The organism is Peptoclostridium acidaminophilum DSM 3953 (assembly GCF_000597865.1).
Classification (GTDB): domain Bacteria; phylum Bacillota; class Clostridia; order Peptostreptococcales; family Peptostreptococcaceae; genus Peptoclostridium_A; species Peptoclostridium_A acidaminophilum.
Genome location: NZ_CP007452.1, coordinates 2,192,800 through 2,212,719 on the forward strand (window position 1 = coordinate 2,192,800; position 19,920 = coordinate 2,212,719).

At 43.4% G+C, this 19,920-nt stretch carries 17 protein-coding genes and 1 other annotated feature; of the genes, 1 reads left to right on the forward strand and 16 read right to left on the reverse strand.

Translation table 11 applies throughout. The features are described from left to right. Positions 1-62 precede the first annotated feature (62 nt). Positions 63-1,667, forward strand: coding sequence for a peptide chain release factor 3 (locus EAL2_RS10690; RefSeq protein ID WP_025436379.1), 1,605 nt, complete (start codon positions 63-65; stop codon positions 1,665-1,667). Positions 1,668-1,761: 94 nt separating this feature from the next. On the opposite strand, the gene EAL2_RS10695 is transcribed toward EAL2_RS10690, so the two are convergent. The 16 genes from EAL2_RS10695 to EAL2_RS10770 form a co-directional block, all read right to left on the reverse strand. Further along, positions 1,762-2,679 carry a ParB/RepB/Spo0J family partition protein gene (locus tag EAL2_RS10695; protein WP_025436380.1) on the reverse strand — a complete coding sequence of 306 codons (918 nt, stop codon included), beginning with the start codon at positions 2,677-2,679 and terminating at the stop codon, positions 1,762-1,764. After that, positions 2,669-3,658 (reverse strand): AAA family ATPase, encoded by a 990-nt coding sequence (locus tag EAL2_RS10700; RefSeq protein ID WP_025436381.1) that lies wholly within the window; start codon positions 3,656-3,658, stop codon positions 2,669-2,671. The genes EAL2_RS10695 and EAL2_RS10700 overlap by 11 nt, the downstream gene beginning before the upstream one ends. Before the next feature lie 185 nt (positions 3,659-3,843). Further along, a complete protein-coding gene (gene serS / locus EAL2_RS10705; protein WP_025436382.1) occupies positions 3,844-5,121 on the reverse strand; it encodes a serine--tRNA ligase in 1,278 nt (425 codons plus the stop codon). A 76-nt stretch (positions 5,122-5,197) separates the two neighbouring features. Continuing rightward, positions 5,198-5,408, reverse strand: a binding site (T-box leader). A gap of 154 nt (positions 5,409-5,562) precedes the next feature. Further along, the gene (locus EAL2_RS10710) at positions 5,563-6,330 is read right to left on the reverse strand and encodes a 4-hydroxy-tetrahydrodipicolinate reductase (RefSeq protein WP_051489166.1); all 768 of its coding nucleotides are present in this window, start codon (positions 6,328-6,330) and stop codon (positions 5,563-5,565) included. 303 nt (positions 6,331-6,633) lie between these two features. Continuing rightward, complete coding sequence (locus EAL2_RS10715; RefSeq protein WP_025436384.1) at positions 6,634-6,975, reverse strand: zinc ribbon domain-containing protein YjdM; 342 nt, start codon at positions 6,973-6,975, stop codon at positions 6,634-6,636. A gap of 177 nt (positions 6,976-7,152) precedes the next feature. Continuing rightward, the gene (locus tag EAL2_RS10720) at positions 7,153-8,874 is read right to left on the reverse strand and encodes an alpha/beta hydrolase family esterase (RefSeq protein ID WP_025436385.1); all 1,722 of its coding nucleotides are present in this window, start codon (positions 8,872-8,874) and stop codon (positions 7,153-7,155) included. Between the two features lie 40 nt (positions 8,875-8,914). Further along, on the reverse strand, positions 8,915-9,394 hold the full coding sequence (gene rlmH / locus EAL2_RS10725; RefSeq protein ID WP_025436386.1) for a 23S rRNA (pseudouridine(1915)-N(3))-methyltransferase RlmH: 480 nt from the start codon (positions 9,392-9,394) through the stop codon (positions 8,915-8,917). 107 nt (positions 9,395-9,501) lie between these two features. After that, positions 9,502-10,578 (reverse strand): serine protease HtrA, encoded by a 1,077-nt coding sequence (gene htrA, locus EAL2_RS10730; protein ID WP_025436387.1) that lies wholly within the window; start codon positions 10,576-10,578, stop codon positions 9,502-9,504. 27 nt (positions 10,579-10,605) lie between these two features. Then, entirely contained in the window at positions 10,606-11,391 is a 786-nt protein-coding gene (locus tag EAL2_RS10735) for an MBL fold metallo-hydrolase (protein ID WP_025436388.1), read from the reverse strand. Next, the gene (locus tag EAL2_RS10740) at positions 11,381-12,652 is read right to left on the reverse strand and encodes a UDP-N-acetylglucosamine 1-carboxyvinyltransferase (RefSeq protein WP_025436389.1); all 1,272 of its coding nucleotides are present in this window, start codon (positions 12,650-12,652) and stop codon (positions 11,381-11,383) included. Before EAL2_RS10740 ends, EAL2_RS10735 begins: the two co-directional genes overlap by 11 nt. A gap of 245 nt (positions 12,653-12,897) precedes the next feature. Further along, positions 12,898-13,641, reverse strand: a complete 744-nt coding sequence (istB, locus tag EAL2_RS10745) for an IS21-like element helper ATPase IstB (RefSeq protein ID WP_038601615.1) — start codon at positions 13,639-13,641, stop codon at positions 12,898-12,900. Beyond that, complete coding sequence (istA, locus tag EAL2_RS10750) at positions 13,641-15,125, reverse strand: IS21 family transposase (protein ID WP_201770168.1); 1,485 nt, start codon at positions 15,123-15,125, stop codon at positions 13,641-13,643. The genes istB and istA overlap by 1 nt, the downstream gene beginning before the upstream one ends. 204 nt (positions 15,126-15,329) lie before the next feature. Then, the gene (gene yycI / locus EAL2_RS10755) at positions 15,330-16,115 is read right to left on the reverse strand and encodes a two-component system regulatory protein YycI (RefSeq protein ID WP_025436390.1); all 786 of its coding nucleotides are present in this window, start codon (positions 16,113-16,115) and stop codon (positions 15,330-15,332) included. Further along, a complete protein-coding gene (locus EAL2_RS10760; RefSeq protein ID WP_025436391.1) occupies positions 16,096-17,496 on the reverse strand; it encodes a hypothetical protein in 1,401 nt (466 codons plus the stop codon). The genes yycI and EAL2_RS10760 overlap by 20 nt, the downstream gene beginning before the upstream one ends. 15 nt (positions 17,497-17,511) lie before the next feature. Then, positions 17,512-17,997 (reverse strand): hypothetical protein, encoded by a 486-nt coding sequence (locus EAL2_RS10765; RefSeq protein ID WP_148295990.1) that lies wholly within the window; start codon positions 17,995-17,997, stop codon positions 17,512-17,514. A 126-nt stretch (positions 17,998-18,123) separates the two neighbouring features. Next, the gene (locus EAL2_RS10770; protein ID WP_025436393.1) at positions 18,124-19,917 is read right to left on the reverse strand and encodes an ATP-binding protein; all 1,794 of its coding nucleotides are present in this window, start codon (positions 19,915-19,917) and stop codon (positions 18,124-18,126) included. Positions 19,918-19,920 lie beyond the last annotated feature (3 nt).

Here is a 19,920-nt window from a genome sequence, read left to right on the forward strand (position 1 = left end):
ACTTTTATACTGCGCTAACTATAATGATTTTTAATATATTTCAAACAAAAAGGAAGATAAATATGCCAGAGAAAAATTTCACTTTCATAGAAGAGGTTCGCAGAAGAAGGACTTTTGCGATCATATCTCACCCTGATGCAGGTAAAACTACGCTTACCGAAAAATTTCTGCTTTACGGAGGCGCTATACGCGCTGCCGGTTCTGTAAAGTCGAGGCGTTCACAAAAGCATGCCGTATCCGACTGGATGGAGATTGAAAAGCAAAGGGGAATCTCGGTAACCTCGAGCGTTCTCCAGTTCGAGTATGATGATTTTTGCATAAACATACTCGACACCCCCGGTCACCAGGATTTCAGCGAGGACACATACAGAACGCTAATGGCGGCAGACAGCGCCGTCATGGTAATCGACTGCTCAAAGGGAGTCGAGGCACAAACCAAAAAGCTCTTCCACGTCTGCAAGATGAGGGGAATACCGATATTCACATTCATAAACAAGATGGACCGAGAAGGGATGAATCCTTTCGAGCTTATTGAAGACATAGAAAACGCACTTGGAATACGTTCATGTCCTATGAACTGGCCTATAGGCTCAGGCAAAAACTTCAGAGGTGTTTTCAACCGTCATAAAAATCAAATAGAGCTCTTCAACGACGGCAACCATGGGCAGTCAATCGCCAAATCTACAACCGGAGATATGTTCGACGGAAAATTCAAGGACCTGCTGGGCGATGCACTTTACGACCAGCTGCTAAGCGACATAGAGCTGCTTGACATTGCAGGGGATGAGTATGACCTGGATGAGATATTGAGCGGCAATCTGACTCCGGTATTCTTTGGAAGCGCCCTTACAAACTTTGGCGTTGAGCCGTTTCTCGAGTCGTTCCTTGAGATAACAAGACCGCCTCAGCCACGCAGCAGCAACCTTGGATATATCGACCCCGAATCCTCTAATTTTTCGGGCTTCATATTCAAGATTCAGGCCAACATGAACCCTGCGCACAGGGACCGCATTGCCTTCCTCAGGATATGCTCAGGCAAATTCGAAAAGGGCATGTCGGTAAACCATGTACAGAAAAACAAGAGCATAAAGCTTGCCCAGCCACAGCAGTTCGTGGCCCAGGACAGGGTCATTGTAGACACGGCCTACCCCGGCGACATAATAGGAATACACGACCCAGGCATATTCAACATAGGCGACACGCTTTGCCAGGACAACTCGCAGCTTAAATACACAGGTATTCCGCAGTTTGCTCCGGAGCATTTTGCAACCGTATCAACGCCAAATTCCCTAAAACGCAAGCAGTTCGTCAAGGGAATAATGCAGCTTTCCGAAGAAGGCGCAATACAAGTATACAGGCGTCCCCATGCAGGCATGGAAGAAGTGATTGTGGGAGTTGTGGGCGTGCTTCAATTCGAGGTGCTTGAATACCGCCTCAAGAACGAATACAACGTCGACATCAACATGCACATGCTCCCATACCGCTATATACGCTGGATTGAAATGGACAAATTCGACCCTGCCAACTTCACGCTGGCTATGGACACTATGCTGGCCGAAACTAAGCAAGGCGACCCGGTAGTTCTCTTCCAGAACGAATGGTCAATAAGAAACGTGCTTGAAAGAAACAAGGGACTTGTCTTGGGAGAAACCTCCCGTTTAGAGTAAAACTTCAAAAGCGCCGCCTCTGCTTTTTAAAAACAGCATTGGCGACGCTTTTTTCATGGAAACCGGTTTCCACCTTTTATAAATTTTTAACAAGCTACTGCTTTGACTTTAGCTTAATCCATTTGCGCGCCATCTCGACAAATTCTTCCCTTAGCTCCGCAGGCACTTCTATTTTGACTACGCTCACTTCCCCAACTTCCGGATTAAACAGCGCGCCAAATTCCTCCCTGCTCATGCCCGCCTTTATTGCGTTTACAACCTTGTTGTCACAAACAGCTTCCCCGAAGCTGTCATAAATCCACTGCTGCATGTCGCCGTCAAAATACGTAAGCTTGACGCCAGCCTTTACGCCCAAATCCTGACTCCTCAGCATCTCCTGGAACGGCTCTATCAGGTCGGCAAGCTTTCTGTAGTTGTCTACCTGCCTTCCCGTGATGCTGTACTCCTGGGCTATTATGTCCCTTCTTAGGCCTTTGGCGTGCGCCTTCTTTTCCTTGCTGCCAAGTATCATGTATTTTCTTATGATCGACTGGCTTTTCTCGTATGCGCTCAGCTGCCTTGACACCCAGTTGGTGTCTATTACTATCTCCTTGGCCTGCTCCTGGTCTATCTCGTGCGGCTTTTTTACATGCGCCATTATAACAGCATACTTTGGATCATTTGTCGCCTCATGCAGCCTTCTGAAGGCCTCTACCCTGTTATGCCCTGAAAGTATTGTGTAACGGGCCGGCTCAGGATACATGGCTTCCTGCTCCCATACTACTATAGGGTGCAGCAGACCTTTTTGCTCTATGGACTCCACCAGCTCAGCCATCTTGTCTTCGTCCAGTGGCCTGTAGAAGTTCCACTCCAGCGGTGCCTTATCGAGCAAATCGAGCTCCAGCTGCAGCACATATGCCCCTGATTTTGCGCTCATGAAGCCAAAGGGATCCTTGCCCGAGTCATCCCTTTTTATGAAAAAATCGTCCGTAAAGCTCGAATTTGCCCAATCCTTCTTGTTTTTACTTGCCATACTTGACCACCTCTTTCGCAAGAGCCATATACTGCTTTGCCGCCCTGGATCTCGGGTCGAATTCGCTTATATGCTCCCTGCTCCATTGCGCCTTCTTTACATTCGTATCTATAGAAATATAACTGTCAAATATTCTCACATTATCAAACACGGACTCAAGCGCGCGGTCCGCTGTGTCAGTGACGGCCTCCCGCCTGTCGACTTTCGTCTTAAGCACTCCGAGTATCTCAAGCTTGTGGTTGACTTCCTTTATTTTATTGATATATCTGAATATGGTGTCAAGCCCCTGCAGGCCGTAGGCAGAGAGCTCAACTGGCACTATGACATAGTCGCTTATGCTGAGTATGTTGAAGTTGAGAAGCCCAAGATTCGGCGAAGTATCTACAACAACGTAATCGTACATACCCTTTTCGAGTATCTCGCTCATGCCCCTTTGGAATATCGTCTCCTGATACTGCTTCCTCGAGAGCTCAAAGTCTACAGTAGCCAGAGAATAGTCGGCTATTATGATGTCGAGATTGTCAGTTCCCGTAGGCTGTATGTAGCCTGCGAAGTTGTCCTCTCTCATGAGCGCCGCATACAGACTCATACCTGTGTTTTCCGGTATTCCCAGCCCGAAGCTCAGATTCCTTTGCATGTCGGCCTCTACTATGAGTACCTTGTTGCCGTCTATCCTTGAGAGGGCGTGCGCAAGGCCAAGCACAGAGCTTGTCTTTCCGACCCCGCCCTTTGAATTTGAAAGAGTTAAAATTGTCGTGTTGCGAAAGTCCTCTATGTATATCTCCTCTAATCGGACTTCCAAAACCAGGGCTATTGCTGCTGCCACTTCCTTTGTGGTCCCGTTTCTGCCAATCTCGATATTTTTTATCTGCATTATTGAAATGCCGGCTTTGTCAGCCAACGCGCTTTGAGTAAGCTCCCTCTCATCACGCAAGTGCCTGATCTTCTCTCCAAATATTTTGCCTCTCTGCCTAGCCATTTTTGCACCTCCACATATCATGCGTATATGCTCAGTATATTAAAAGTGCGCACCTTTGTAAACCTCTCCACCCCCAAAATTGGATTGAGCCTATACCTGAATTAACAGGCAAACTCTCCGATATTGACATAAAAAAAGAAAGTCAAAGGATAGTCCCTTGACTTTCAAATCAGTATGCGTAAATGCTATTTTATTACTGTCATGCCGCCCATGTATGGCTGAAGTGCAACAGGAATATTTACAGAGCCGTCTGCATTCAGGTTGTTCTCCAGGAAGGCTATAAGCATTCTTGGCGGCGCAACCACTGTATTGTTTAGTGTATGTGCGAAATATTTGCTGTTTTCGCCGTTGACACGTATTTTCAGACGACGAGCCTGCGCATCGCCCAGGTTGGAGCAGCTTCCAACTTCGAAGTATTTTTGCTGTCTTGGAGACCAGGCTTCTACGTCAACCGATTTGACTTTAAGGTCTGCCAGATCGCCAGAACAGCACTCTAGTGTTCTTACAGGTATATCAAGCGTGCGGAAGAAGTCCACAGTGTTTTGCCACAGCTTGTCATACCACATCATGCTGTCTTCAGGCTTGCACACAACTATCATTTCCTGCTTCTCGAACTGGTGTATTCTGTAAACGCCTCTCTCTTCTATGCCGTGGGCTCCTTTTTCCTTTCTAAAGCAAGGAGAATAGCTAGTGAGTGTATGAGGCAGAGATTCTTCAGGCAGTATTGTATCGATGAATTTGCCTATCATCGAGTGTTCGCTTGTTCCTATCAGATAAAGATCTTCACCTTCAATTTTGTACATCATGGCATCCATTTCTGCAAAACTCATAACTCCTGTTACAACTTCGCTGCGAATCATGTACGGCGGTATGCAGTATGTAAAGCCGCGATTTATCATAAAGTCTCTGGCATATGAAATGACTGCAGAATGAAGCCTTGCTATGTCTCCCATAAGGTAATAGAAGCCATTGCCTGCAACCTTCCTAGCGCTTTCCAAATCGATACCGCTTAATTTTTCCATGATTTGAATGTGATATGGCACTTCAAAATCAGGTACAGCAGGCTCTCCATAGCGAGCCACTTCCACATTCTCGCTGTCGTCCTTGCCTATGGGAACACTTGAATCAATTATGTTTGGAATAGTCATCATTATTTGCTTTATTTTTTCTTCAAGCTCATTTTCTTTTGTTTCCAATTCAGCCAGGCGCTCTGATTCCGCAGTAACCTTTTTCTTTAATTCTTCTGCTTCTTCCTTTTTGCCCTGAGCCATTAGTCCGCCGATTTGCTTTGAAAGCTTATTTCTATCGGCTCTTAGATCGTCTGCCTCCTGCTTTGAATTCCTGAATTCAGCATCTAAAGCTATTACTTCATCCACCATACCAAGCTTATTTTCCTGAAACTTTTTTTTCATGTTTTCCTTAACAATTTCAGGATTTTCCCTTACAAATTTAATATCCAGCATATTGTTACCCCCTATATATAACTATTATTTTTTACTAAAAAACAAAAACTCCCGCCCCACGCATATATAAATATACCCATGGGACGGAAGTAATATCCGCGTTGCCACCCAAATTGCTGATCTTTAATAGAAATCAGCCACTCGTCAACAGTAAGATAAAGGATACCAGCCTTTCGGTTCATCACCGACAGCTCCAAAAGTGGAAAGATTTAACCTTTCACCGATTCTCACCAACCATCGGCTCTCTTGAGAAATTTATAAATCGCAGCTTTTGTAATCACCATTTTCAATATGTTATTATGCTTTATTATATATTCTTTTATGATTATTTGCAAGAGTTATCCAATTTACAGAATTTCATTCACAAAGCTGTATCCAAGCCTCAGTCCACAATATATGATTATTGCTCTGCAAACTATGTTTATCCGTCTTACAGCTCTATTAATATACAGGTCTGTGCTTGGAAAACATCTCCGCTACTATGTTCTCCATAGAATAAATTCCTTTGGGCTGATCCCTTAAAAAGATCGCTGCAAATATCGCTCCCTGTCCGAATGCCGCCCTGCTTATGCTGTCATGCGTAAGTCGTATTGTCTGGTAGGGCATTCCGAATATGACCTCGTGGTGCCCTACAATACCTCCTACTCGAATTGAATTAACTCGCTCCTGCTCGTCCAGCCCAAGTACATTTGCGATTTTGCGGGCAGTTCCAGACACTTCCCTTTTGCCTTTGAAGTGCTCCTCGACAATCTCTATGTCTGCATGCGGAGCTATCTTTTGTATTATCTGCGACGCCACGAGCAATATGTTTATTCCCAAAGTTATATTTGGCGAGTGCAAAACGGCAACCTTGTCCGCAAGCGAATAAAGCAGCTTCTGGTCTTCAGACTCATACTTGGATACTGCCGAAATTATCCTTATGCCCGCGTCCGCAGCTCCCTTGTAGTATTGCACTCCTGACGAGTCCGAAAAATCAATTATTACATCAACCTGCTTTTCTTTGAAAAAGTCGCCTGTAATCTCTTCAATCGAAAAAATCTCACCGCAGTCCTTTTCATAGCCCAGCAGCCTGCTTGCATATTTATGAATATCACTTTTGCCTTTTCTTACTACCCACACCAGATTGAATCTCTCATCCTTTATGAACTCGTTTACAACCAGCTTTCCTGTTTGTCCAAATCCAAAAACTCCTATCTTAATTCTGCTCATAAAATTCCTCCCCTTATATTTCATTACCCCTATAAACGTTATAATATTCATACTGCCATAATATTCATGCATAGTTTCAAACAGAAATTTTCACCCCAGTTATCGGGTTCCCCGCTTCCACAATGTGAAACTCGGCGATAGCCATTCATTTTATTTATTATATTATAAAAAAATGTAATGCAAAAGTTTTTTTAATCTGCCACTCCATTCGCAAAAACAAAAATAGGGAGAAGATGAATTATGTCACCTTGTCCCTTTTTGAAACAGCTTAGATCTACTCTAGCATGTTGGCGTCATTCCGTTTTATGCTTTTTTGACAAATTCTGATTTGAGTTTCATCTCCCCGAAGCCGTCAATCTTGCATTCGATGTTATGGTCTCCGTCAACCAGTCGTATGCTTTTTACCTTCGTGCCTATTTTCAGGGAAGACGAGCTGCCTTTTACTTTAAGGTCCTTAATTATAGTCACGGAATCTCCATCGCTCAGGATATTTCCGTTGGCATCTTTTACTACTTTTTCATCTGAGCCTGTTTCAGCTTCCGATTCAAGAGTCCACTCATGGCCACATTCCGGACACACCAGAAGAGTTCCATCCTCGTAGGTATATTCCGAATTGCATTTCGGACAATTTGGCAATTTTTCCATTATCTTTTTCCTCCGTTATTTAAAGTGAATTTCGCATATGCATATATACTATCATAGTCTTCCCATGTTAACAAATTTTCTTCCAGTTTTGCTTTAAATCCATTTTTTAAGTATATTTTGATGATTAATTGTAAAATCAAATTAACTAAATATTACCAAAACAAGTTTATTAACCACTTATATAGGTTCTACTTCTTTATCCAGGTAAATTCTTTTGCCATTGTCGTCTTTATGCCATTTTGAGAACCATTCATCCCAAATAAGCGAAATCTCTTTAGGTATTATGCTATGAGCTCTGTTCATTGTCACTGTATAACGCACCATCGGGATATTATTCTCATTAGTCCATTCGTACGTTAAAAAACGGCCATCTTTTTTAGACATATGGTCACCAAAAGTTCCAGCCTTATTTCTAACAAGCCAATACTCCAGCGTATTTTTCACATCCATATTCACATTAAAGTCGTATGGCCAAATATCGTATTCACCAATAAACGTCCAAAATGGTATCGGTTCAAATCGGGTCGTATCCCTTTTAACGTCTAGCGGTCCACCCATGAATGACTCAATATATAATGCGGATGTGGTCGCCATTGCAGCGAAATATTCCGACATATTCATGCCTATAAGCATTGATAACATGCCGCCCATAGAATGCCCGCTGATATAGCGTCTGCCCGGATCAATATTGTAGTCATTATCTATTTGCTTTACCAATGCCTCAATAAATTTCAAATCGTAATTTTTTCCAATAGTCTTTGTCAAATCCCACACAGGCCAATTTTCATGATTTATATCCGCAATACCTTGAGCAATAACGAGTATGAATTTCCCATCATCAGCTACTTCCCACATGCGCGATATATCGAATATCATCTTATGGGTTTGCTGACTGCCTGGAAAATAGAATAATACCGGAGCTGCTTTATTGCTTCTCCTAACACTTTGGGGAATGTATATAAGATATTCTCGCATGCGATCTCCTACGGTAATCTTTTTGATTTCAACTCCCAGTTCCCTGTGGTCCGGTCTATTGCCTAATGTATTGCCGCCTGCAAATCCGCCATAGCGAGTATATAGAGAAAGAAATTTTTTGTATATCATTTCGGTTAAAGCAGCATCAGCATATTCCGCCCTTTTCTTTTCCATAAGCGCTACGCTGCTGCAGCTAGTGGGCGTAAATTGGCTTAAGCTGCCTTTTTCCTGATAATAGATTTTCCCTCCATTAAAATTACAGGAGGTGGAAACGCAGGCATTAGCTTTTTTCCAATAATCTGCAACAGCAGCGGTGGCTCCTGAAAATTTTTCGGATATGAGCAAAACGAGCATAGGCACTTCACTAAACGCAATGTCAGTTTTTTCATATTTGCTATTTGACATTATGCGCAGGTAATTTTCATCAATATCGCTAGCACCAACAAATGCTGCTGCCGCAACAGTTATGCTGTTTTTCATGGCGAACATTTGAAGAGCCTTCCCACCTGCTCCATAGCCCACCAGATACCTTGTAGCAAAAGTAAGGTAATGTTTTCCTCTAGTGGCAAAAATATTCGTATATGCTTGCTTGATATAAGGCATCTCGTTCTCAATGGTTCCCCATCTTTTGTCTTTGGGCTCCATTACATACAGCCATATGTTATGTTGCGTGGCCATTGTCATCCAACCGCTCGATGCCATCCACTCAACAGTATCTTCACCATCTGGAACAGTTAAAACGACAAAATAATCACCTGCTTCAGCATTTTCGGGTATGTAAATTTTTACAGCACGCTTGCCAACTGTCGCATTTGTAACTATAACGGACTTTTCAAATAAACCTGTGATAGGCATTTTAATTCCATCCTTGGCTGGATCAAATGACATTGGAGTATCGTCTGTTAATTTTATGACTTTTTTCAATTGGATTCCCCCTTTAAGATGTATTTTATGAAATCCTTTGTTATTTGTGATAGGGTTCGTTCCGGATTATGCGATAGCTCCTATATATCTGCTCAAGGAGTATAAGCCGCATTAGCTGGTGGGGGAATGTCATCCTTGAGAATGAGAGCGCGTAGTCAGAGCGCCTTAGCACCTCGTCGGATAAGCCTATCGAGCCTCCTATCACAAATGTGATATCGCTTTTTCCACTGACGCCGAGCTTTTCCATCTTGCCGGCGAGCTCCTCGGACGAGAGCATGCTGCCACCTATTTCAAGCGTTATCACATATGAGCCTTCCTTTATATTTGAAAGTGTCCTTTGACCTTCTGCACGCCTTACGTTTTCCATCTCTTTTTCGCTCATGTTTTCAGGAGCCTTCTCGTCGGCCACCTCTATGACGCTTAGCTTGCAATACTTTGAGAGCCTCTTTTGGAATTCATCCATGCCGAGCTTTATGTATTTCTCCTTTATCTTTCCTACCGATACTATAGTTATGTTCATGTATCCTATTCCTTTCCCGTTATATATACACGCTAATACAGTTTCACGTGTAGCACAGTTTCAAATTTCAGAAAGGCCCGGAAGCAATATCCGGGCCTTTTTACTGTCTATAGCTTTACATTGAGTTCTACTGCTTTACCGCTTCTGTCCACTGTCACAGTCGTCTCGTCTCCCGGCGAAAGCTTGTAAAGCTCCCTTACAAGGTTCCCCATTGACTTGATATCCGCCTTGCCTATCTTTATTATTACGTCTCCGGCTTTTATTCCCGCTTTGGCTGCTGCGCTTCCGGATACAGTTTCAAGCACGTATACTCCTGTTTCAGCCGGAAGGTCTTCGCCTGATGCCTGCTCATATCTGGCTACGTTTACTCCCTGTATGCCCAGTACTACCTTTTCAAACCGGCCTTTTTCTATGAACTGCTTGACTATAGGCTTGGCCAGATCTATTGGTATTGCAAATCCTAGCCCCTCGGCTGTTTGAATTTTTGCAGTATTTATACCTATAACCTTTCCCTGTGAATCGAGTAGAGGCCCACCACTGTTGCCCGGGTTTATGCTCGCATCCGTCTGAATCAGGTTCTCCATTGTCTCATACTGGTTTATGTCTATGCTCCTGTTTAGTCCGCTTATTATTCCCTGCGTAACTGATCTTTCGAATTCAAGCCCGAGCGGATTGCCTATTGCTATTGCTATATCTCCGACCTCAACGCCGTCGCTGTCTCCGAGCTCAGCCACATCAAGGTCCTGCTTTTCCACCTTGATTACAGCCAGGTCAATGAGGGAATCGTACCAGAGCACCTGTGCCTCTTCTTTTGTTCCGTCGTAAAAAAGCACAGTCACATTTTTAGCCTGCCCGCTCGATATGACATGGGCATTCGTAAGTATATAGCCTCTCGAGTCAACTATGACTCCGGTTCCCACCCCGCTCTGCTCAGTGTCTCCGAAAAAGAAATCCTGCTGAACCGTCACCGTAGTTATCCCGACAACAGAAGGCATGGCTTTTTTAGCAACCGCCTTGTACACGGTTTCCTCCTTTGCCGTTGTTCCAACCAGAGTCTGCTTGGTTGGCTCCTCTGTTGAGCCCTGCCTTAAGAAGGAATCGGGCAGTACATTAAATACCGTATAGATTGTAAGCAGCGTGCCTATCACTGCACCTATGATTCCTGCAACTAGTCCTTTTCCCATAAAAACACCTCCGGCAACATAAGTCCATTATATGCTGTACACCCTTGAAGCCTGCTGGCGCAGCAGCACATCTATGCTTATGTTTTCTATACCCTTGATTTTCAATGTTCCAACAACAGTTTCATATGCCAGCTCCGGAAAATTGTTCTCCCTGCTAAGATGTGCAAGCAATACCCTTTTTACGCCCTCGTTGGCGAGCTCGACGCAAAATAAAGCCGCATCGTCATTCGAAAGGTGGCCATTCGATGATAGTATCCTTCTTTTCAGATGGTAGGGATAAGCGCCCATCTTTAGCATTTCAACGTCATGGTTGGACTCGAGTACCACAAGGTCCGAGTCATGCAATTGCCCTCTTATTTCATCGCATATGCAGCCAGTGTCTGTTGCTATGCTGAGCTTTTTTTTGCCGTTGTCTATGCAAAAGCCCACGGGATCGGCAGCATCGTGATGTATGCCAAAAGCCTTTATCCTGAGACTTCCTATGTCAAAGCTCCTGCCTGTTTCAAACACCTGTATGTTCTCCGGCGAAACCTTGCCGAGCTTGTCACCCATCTCCTGCCAGGTTCTTGCATTGGCATATATGGGTATATCATGCTTTCTGGATAGTATTCCAGCCCCTTTAATATGGTCGACATGTTCATGAGTTATTAGTATTGCTTTCAGACCATCCATTCCCAATTCAATGCTTTCAAGGTTCTCCCTGACCTTCTTGCCTGAAAGCCCTGCGTCCACAAGTATGCCAGTCCCTTCAAAGCCTATGTAGTGGCAGTTACCGCAGCTGCCGCTTGCCACAGAAGCATAATTAAAGCCCATCGTCGTCTTCCTCGCCTATTCTGCTTATTTTTCCGCCTATGCCTCTTATCTTTTCTGCTATATCGTCATAGCCTCTTTCAACATGGTATATGTCTTCTATTTCTGTAACGCCCTGAGCCATGAGCCCCGCTATTATAAGGCATGCTCCTGCGCGCAGGTCGGATGCCTTTACGCTTGTTCCTGAGAGCTTCTGGGGTCCGTTTATTATCACAGTCGAGTTTTCGACCATTATTCCAGCTCCCATTCTGTTGAGCTCGTCCACATGCCCGAACCTGTTTTCAAATATGGTCTCTGTCACTATTGAGGTTCCTTTGGCCTTGAGCAAAAGAGTTGTGAACGGCTGCTGCATGTCAGTTGGGAATCCCGGATATACAAGCGTCTTTACATTGACTGCGTGCATTTCCTCCTTGCCTATGACCCTTATGCTGTCATCATATTCTATAACTTCTGCTCCCATCTCTCGCAGCTTTGCGCTCACAGGTTCCATGTGTATAGGTATTACATCCTTTACAAGCACGTCTCCCGCGGTTGCAGCTGCCATTGCCATGAATGTGCCTGCCTCTATCTGATCAGGAATCACTGTGTATTCGCATCCGTTCAGACGCTCGACTCCTCTTATCTTAATAGTGTCTGTTCCTGCTCCGACTATTTTTGCTCCCATGGCGTTTAGGAAATTTGCCAGGTCCACTATGTGCGGCTCCTTTGCAGCATTATCTATTACAGTAGTTCCCTGTGCCATTACGCTGGCAAGCATTATGTTCATTGTGGCGCCTACGCTCACTATGTCCATGTACACTTCCTGTCCTATGAGCTTTTCGGCTGATGCCTCTATTATGCCGTGCTCGAGGTTAACGTGCGCTCCAAGCGCCTCAAAACCTTTTTTATGCTGGTCTATAGGTCTTGTACCTATTTCACAGCCTCCCGGATATGCAACCTTTGCATGATTAAACCTGCCAAGCCCCGCGCCGAGAAAATAGTACGACGCCCTTAGCATTTTAGCCATTTCATATGTAGCAAAGCATTCAGTCACACCTGATGTGTCTATTATTGCGGTTTTTCCGTCATATTCCACATCGGCGCCCATGCTCGAGAGTATTTTGCATATCATTCTTATGTCGCTTATATTTGGAAGGTTATTTATCTTGAACTTGCCACTTGCCAGTATACACGCCGGTAATATTGCAACTGCTGCATTCTTGAATCCGCCTATGCTGACCTCGCCGCAGAGTTTGCTTCCGCCTTCTATTATAAATTTACCCATGTCATCACCTTTTCCCATTATGGTAAACTTCACAAAACACATGTGTATTCTCAGAAATATTGCTTATAATAAGTTCTGATTCTGAATGTCAATGAATATTTGAGCCAGGCGCTAGTGAATTTCTGAGCCACCTGTGCTAATGAAAAAGTATACCATTTTCATATTTGTGCTAATGAATATTTGAGCCACTTATTGTAATAAAGAAGGGAAATTGGGTTTAGCCTTCATTTCCCTTAATTCATCTTTTATTTGCTGTTGCTGTCCTTTCGATAAGAATCGCCATTCATGTTTAATACATAGGAGCGGAATGTTATTCTGTCAACTAGGGCTGCGACCATTATTGGATTATCGAAAAGCTCTGTCCATCTTGAGAATTCAAGATTTGTGGTTATTATGATGCTGCCTTTTTCGGATCGATCAGAGATTACCTTGAAAAGCAGATCTGACTGATGCCTGTTAAAGCTTAGGTATGAGAGTTCATCTAGTATTAGCAGATCAACTTTAGACAGCTGTTTTTCAAGCTTTGCCAGCCTTTTGTACTCGCTGGCCTCGACCAATTCAGTTGCAAGTGATGCGGCGTTATAAAACTTGACGGAATATCCGAGGGTGCAGGCTTTCAAGCCAAGGCTTATTGCAAGATGCGTCTTGCCTGTTCCGGGATTCCCTATCATTACAATGTTTTGATGTTTGTCTATGTAGTCGCACTCAGACAACTCAAAAATAAAAGGTTCTTTTACATGTTTAAGCCGGCTTGTATCAAATTCATCAAGAGTCTTCAAATATGGATACTTTGCAGCTTTGATCCGCCTTTTGCGATTATTTTCCTGACGCTGGTCGTTCTCAACTCTTAGTAGCGCAAGGAGGAAATCCTCATAGCTCATATTGGTGTCCATCTGACGGATCATATTTTCATAATCACAAAAGGTAGGGAGCTTGAGCTGCTTGCAGTAAAGAGAAATAGACTGTGCCTTCACGTTTATTTCACCCATTATCCGTTCACCGCCACTTTGAATTTGGCATCATAAGCCGATAGGTCCACATTATCAACTGAGATATCCGTTGCAACCGATATTACGCCGTTTGATACAGGACCATCCAAGTAACTTCGTACCAGGTCGATTGTGGGACTTACCGTAGCAGGTATTTGGTTTTTAATGCCGATTATCCTGTCAGTGCCATAATCAAGGCACAATCGAAGAAGTTTGACAGTATCCCTGTTTGCATTTGGGAATTTCATTCCCCATTCAAGCAGGTCTCTCTGAATAGCCTGCCTTACAGGTTTGGCGTTGAATACGGAGCGTGGCTTTCGTTCCAGAAGTGGCATGTAGTGCTCCAGAGTATAGCTGGTGTAGCCCCCTGGACCATAGATGCGGTCATAGGATGCCACGACTGCAGACTTGTGATGTATTCTGATTTCGTTGCCATAGGCCTTTATTGTGGCTTCCTGGCCTATCAGTGTTGCCGGAACTGAATAATTGTTTTTATCAAACCTTACTGTGGAGTATTCATTTACTTTTGCAATCGCAGTTTTGCTTGTATCAAAACTGTATTTTGGAAGTGAGTAGAAGTATGATGCTTCTTGAAAGAGCCGCATACCGACAGTTCCCTCACGTCCTTGTATCATATGCTGCTTATACTCGTTGCATTTTTCTGATAGTAAACTATTCAGCTCTGATAAGTTTTTTATCCTTGGAACAGGAACCAGGAAGTTTCTTCTTGAAAATCCTACAAGGTTTTCAACCAGGCCCTTTTCATTTCCGCTTGCAATGTTGCAAAACAACGGTTGAAATGCATAATGGGCGCTAAAGGCCTTGTACCTGTTTTGAATCTTTGCGTATTGGCCAAAGCCTTCTTTTACTGCAACTTTAGCATTATCAAATATTGTTTTATGAGGAATACCGCCAAAGAATTCAAATGCCTTCTGTTGACCTTCCAAGAAGGATTCCTCGTTCTGGTGCTTGAATGCCATTACGAAAATTGCGCAACTGAAGCATAGCCTTGCACAAAAGAGATTGATTTTGTTTTTAATCCCGTCAAGATACACGGTGGCTTCTCCCCAATCAATTTGGAGAGCTTCCCCCGGATCGAATTCCAATGGGATAAATGACTTGGGAATATTCCCTTTAATCCTTTTTACAGCCAATCTTACTGTTGACTCGCCGCCGGCAAACTGTTTTTCAGTTACAAGCCGTTGATATATGCGCCTTGCAGTATGCTGCTGTTTGTTTATATTTTCGGATTTGTCTTCCTCAAGGCAATGAAGAATGAACTTTAATACATCGTCAGTCAGAATGTCTGCCTTACGATTGTATTCTTTGCGTTCCCATGGAACGCTGTCACCGTCACAATATTTTTTGACGGTATTGCGAGATATGCCGAGCGTTTTAGCGATAGCCCTTTGAGACATACCCTGGATTGTACTCATTTCTCTAATCTTTTGGTAAATGTCCACGTCAATGATCACACCTTTCATCCTCCCTGCACTAATCTTTGAGATTAGTATACAGGTTTTTTGAAAAGTGGCTCACTTTTTGGTTAGCACAAAGGCACTAAATGGCTCACTCTTATACTAGCATTCACATTCTGATTTCACACGCCTTATCAATACAATTAAATTATACCAAATTATCGAACTCTGTATTAAATTTTTGTAAAAATAATTATAAAAAGCCCCCGATTAAAAATCAAGGGCTGAAACATACTTTTCAGTGCCGTCCGAGAGTGTAATCCGCCATGCTGGAAAAGCCTTTGCTGTTTTAGTATCCTTTATGTTCATTGTTTCCCCCAACTTGAAATAATATCCAAGGCTTATGTCACTTATGTCGCTTGATTTATCAAGCTCTGGATATATCTTTACTATGGCCTCGTATGGCGATATGGGCCTCCTCTTGGGGAAGCTTTCCTTTTCAGGTGTGAGCCATAGCCTTTCTACTTTAAGGCTCCCGTCTTTGTAGAACCTGAAGCTCATATAGCTTTTTTCCAAAAAATAGCCTTCATAATCGCCGACATATGTAACTTCAATATATTCCGGATTTTCAAAGGCATTCTTCAGCTTTATGTCTTGACGGTCCAGCCCATGAAGCTTCAAGAATCCATTTGCATAATCGACTGCGCTTTCGACATCATGCTTTTTAAGCTTCATCCCAAACGTGAGTACCGACTTGTTGCCGTCTTCCACTTCATACGCCGCTCCCTGATCTTTCACAAGCGTCTCGTACATGCTCTGCTCCGGCAGTTCATATTTCACTAGAATCGGGCCGAGCCTTTGCTCATACTCCGGAACGTTGGCGCTTAGCTTTATGCTCTTCTTCTCCAGAAGCATCTCTACATACTCCTTGTATTCGCTGTCGGAGAAGCTTTCGTTTTGTGCAATGCTTTTGGTTTTGTAATAACTGTATCCCAGAAAAAGATTTGTTATTATGAATGCAATTATTAGTATGAATTTAGCCTTTGCCCAGTCCATTGCTAAGCCTCTCCCCTGTATATGCATCAAATACGTATCGGCTGTTTTCGGTTTCAAAACTCCAGGACGGTATGAACATGTTCTTGTCGCTTAAAAAATAGATGAGCTCAATTGACTTGAATCTGCTGAGCACATCTTCCGTCATGTCCATGCCCTTTGCATCTCCGGAAGCAAGCTCGCTTTTGAAAAAATCAAAGTTCTCGTTGAGTATCGCCTGCGGACTGAGCGTATGCAAATCCGAGAAGACATTGTATGCCATGTTGTCTTCTATGCCTATGAGATTGCCCGTCAGGGAATAGACCTCATCGCCGGCAACCGTGGCTTTAATATGATCTATGCCGCCCTCTGAAGTGAATTTAAGACCGTCTATGTTGTATGAAAATGTAAACATAAAAGCATCATAGCCTTTGATCTTTAACTTCTGGGCAGAAACCAGATACACATCTTTGCCGTCTATGCCCATTTCAGATAGCAGCCTCGAAACCTTGGAGAAAGCTTCAAACTGATCAAGCTGGGCCTTGCTTATAGTTTCATTGAGATACTCTATCTTCCCGTCGGGCTGTATTCTAAGCACTCTTTCCCCGAATCCGTATATGAATGAGTTTGCTCCGCCTGTTTCTACTACTCTGTTTACAAAATCATATTTTTCCTTGAATACTTTTTGTGCCATTTCTACGAGGGCATCTTCATTTTTTACATCAATGCTGCTTTTGCCTTTGAAATACGGATATTTGTAGTTTGAAGGGTCTATTGGTATGAGCAGATTGCTTTCAATTCCAAGCAACGATTTGATAGAATAGTATTTTACAAGCTTGCCTTCATTCATGCTGTCTTCCAATTCGTCAATAATAGTCAGCTTTTTTACTCCGCTTATATCGACTCTTACAGCGCCTCCCTGCACGAGCAAAAAATATATCCCCCCGTCGTCAACAAGGGGAATAATTATTGTGTCTATGCCTTTATAACTGTCAAGTACGCTTTTATCCAAACCAATGGCCTTGGACACAATCCTGCCTTCTGACGGGAAAGTGAGCTGCACCTCGATAGTTCTCATGTCCGCCAATTTCTGGACGCCATTTTCATCCACTTCGCTTATACGCGATGCCTTGCCTATTTCTGTATTCAAAATCTCCTTAAGCTGCTGCCAGTATTCGCCCTTTTGCTCTATGATTTCTACGTTGTTGCCGTCTCCTCCCGCAAAATGTACAAATAGCCGGCTGGGCTTAAAATGATATTCGATATCCTTTGTGTTTTCAATGCTTGCAAAAAATTTGCCATATCCGCTGAAATGGTCTGTCAAATCCAGATTCAAAGCAGTAAGAACAAGGCTTGTTATAAACAAAGCCGTAAGCACAAAAGTCTTAATCTTCTCCTTAATCATACTGCTCTTCCCCTATTATTGAGATATCATATTGTTCATCAGCTGTGTCATGCTACTTTCTCTGAGTTGCTCCATTGACTTTTTCACACTTGATTCCTCGAGCTTCTTGAAATTTATTATCTTTTCAATTCTCGCACCATCTGATAGCGATTTGATTATCACCTTGTTTTCTCCAAGGCTGAGCCTTATTTCCTTCACGAATATTCCCATAGAACCTATTTTGAAGTAGTCCTTAGTTGTGCGCCTTGTAAAGTTTGAGTTTTTTGTATCAGCATCTCTCTGCATGCTGATGTTGTTTGATTGCGCATAAACTTCAAGCAGGACCGGTGTGCCAGGATCGCCTTTTCCAGATACTACTGCCGTCGAATTTGTAGTAACCGTATAATTAGCCTGAGGCTTTATTGCTTCTATTGACTGCTCGGCTTGCACAGGATTTCCCACAAATCCGCTTCCTGCAAGCATCAGGCCGATTAAAACACCCGAAACAAGTTTCTTCATCATGCAGACCTCCCTTATAATAGCATTTGTACTCTATAAAATTATACATAATTTATATTACAAAACTATTACAAATGAATTAAAAGGTTTTTACATTATCCACAATTCCACAATGTTATCAACAGGGTTTTACACAGGTTTATCTAGAGGCAGGCTTAGAATAAATATCGTACCGCTCCCAAGCTCGCTTTCCACAGATATGCTGCCGCCATGGTCCTCTATTATGTGCTTTGTTATCGAGAGTCCCAGCCCTGTTCCCCCCATGTCTCGCGATCTTGCCTTGTCCACCCTGTAGAACCTTTCAAATATCCTGGACATGGCCTCTTTTGGAATTCCTATTCCGTTGTCCCTTATCCTGATGTAAGCCCGTTCATCGTCTGATGATACTGCAAGGCTTATGTCTCCTCCGTCCGGGGTGTATTTTATGCAGTTTGTAAGTATGTTCTGCAAGGCCTGTTCGAGCTTGTTAGTATCCGCCTTTATAAGCACGGGCTCCTCCGGAAACATGTGTATGAAATTGTGGTTTTTTTCGCTGAATGCCAGGCTGAATTTTTTTGCTATTGCCGATGTGAATGCCACAAGCTCTACCTGCTCAAATTTCCAGTCCACATTCTTTGTGTCCAGCTGTGAAAGCTGCAGGAGCTCCCTTACTATAAGCGCCATTCTGTCAGTTTCGCTCTCTATGACCTTCAAAAACTGCATGGTCGTAGCCTTGTCGTCCACAGCGCCGCTGAGGAGGGTTTCCGAATAACTCTTTATTGTGGTTATTGGAGTTCTCAGCTCATGCGAAACGTTGGCAACGAACTCCCTTCTCATATTGTCGAGCTTCTGGTGCTCTGTTATGTCCTGGAGTACAAGTATAATGAGGGATACCTCCCTGCTGGCATCTCGTATGCACGCAAAGCTGACCTTTAGTATGGCCCCGCTTTCAACCTCCACTACTTCGCTGCCAAAATCGCTGCCGCATTCAAGTATGCTCTCGAGCATTAGATTCTTGCTGTATCTTCCGATTATTTCTTCATAGTCCATGGCGTCTGCAGCTTTGCCTTCAAGAGACATCATCTCCAGAAATCTGGGGTTTAGATGCACAATTCCGCCCATGAAATCTACCGCCAAAAGACCGTCAGCCATGTGAGTTATTATTGCATCCAGCTTGCTCTTTTCGCTTGAAATCTCAGAAAGCGTCTGCTTGAGCTTTGCCGTGAGGTAGTTGAACATCCTGCCCAGCTGGCCTATCTCATCATCCGATTTGACCTCAACCACCTGATCGAAGTCGCCCTTGGCCATCTTGAGCGCCTTTTTTGTAACATCGTTTATCGGTGTTGTTATAGATGTTCCCACCAGAAAACCGAGTATTATGGTCACAAGAAGGCCCAGCTCTATTGCCCTTATGAATATGACCTTAGAATTGTCGAGTATATTGTATATGTCATCCAGGTTGGCCATGCAGTAGATTATGCCTATGACCCTGCCGCTCTTGTCCTTATATGGGAATGCCATATGCTTTACTGCATACTTGCCGTTGTCGCCAAAACCGACATTTTTTTCTGAAATCTTGCCCACCGAAGCAGCAAGCATAACCGAATCATCAAGAAGCTCCAGCGCATTCATTCGCGCTATTTCAGGGTTCGACGATGCAACTATTTCAAAGTCTGCAGCTGCAGCTACTATTATTACCTGGTATCCTATCGAAAGCGGTATCCTTTCGATATCCTTTTGTATGTTGTCCCTGTTTTGTCCCAGATTTTCTTGCGGCAGAAATTTTTTCACGGTATTGTTTGAGATATACTTGAGATCGTCTCTGACCTTGTTGAGATAGTATTGCTCAAACTGGCTGGTCATGAATATCCCTACAATAACCATGGCTATAAATACAAGGAGAAAATATATGGTTATGAACTTCCATCTTATGCTCCTTAGCAATCC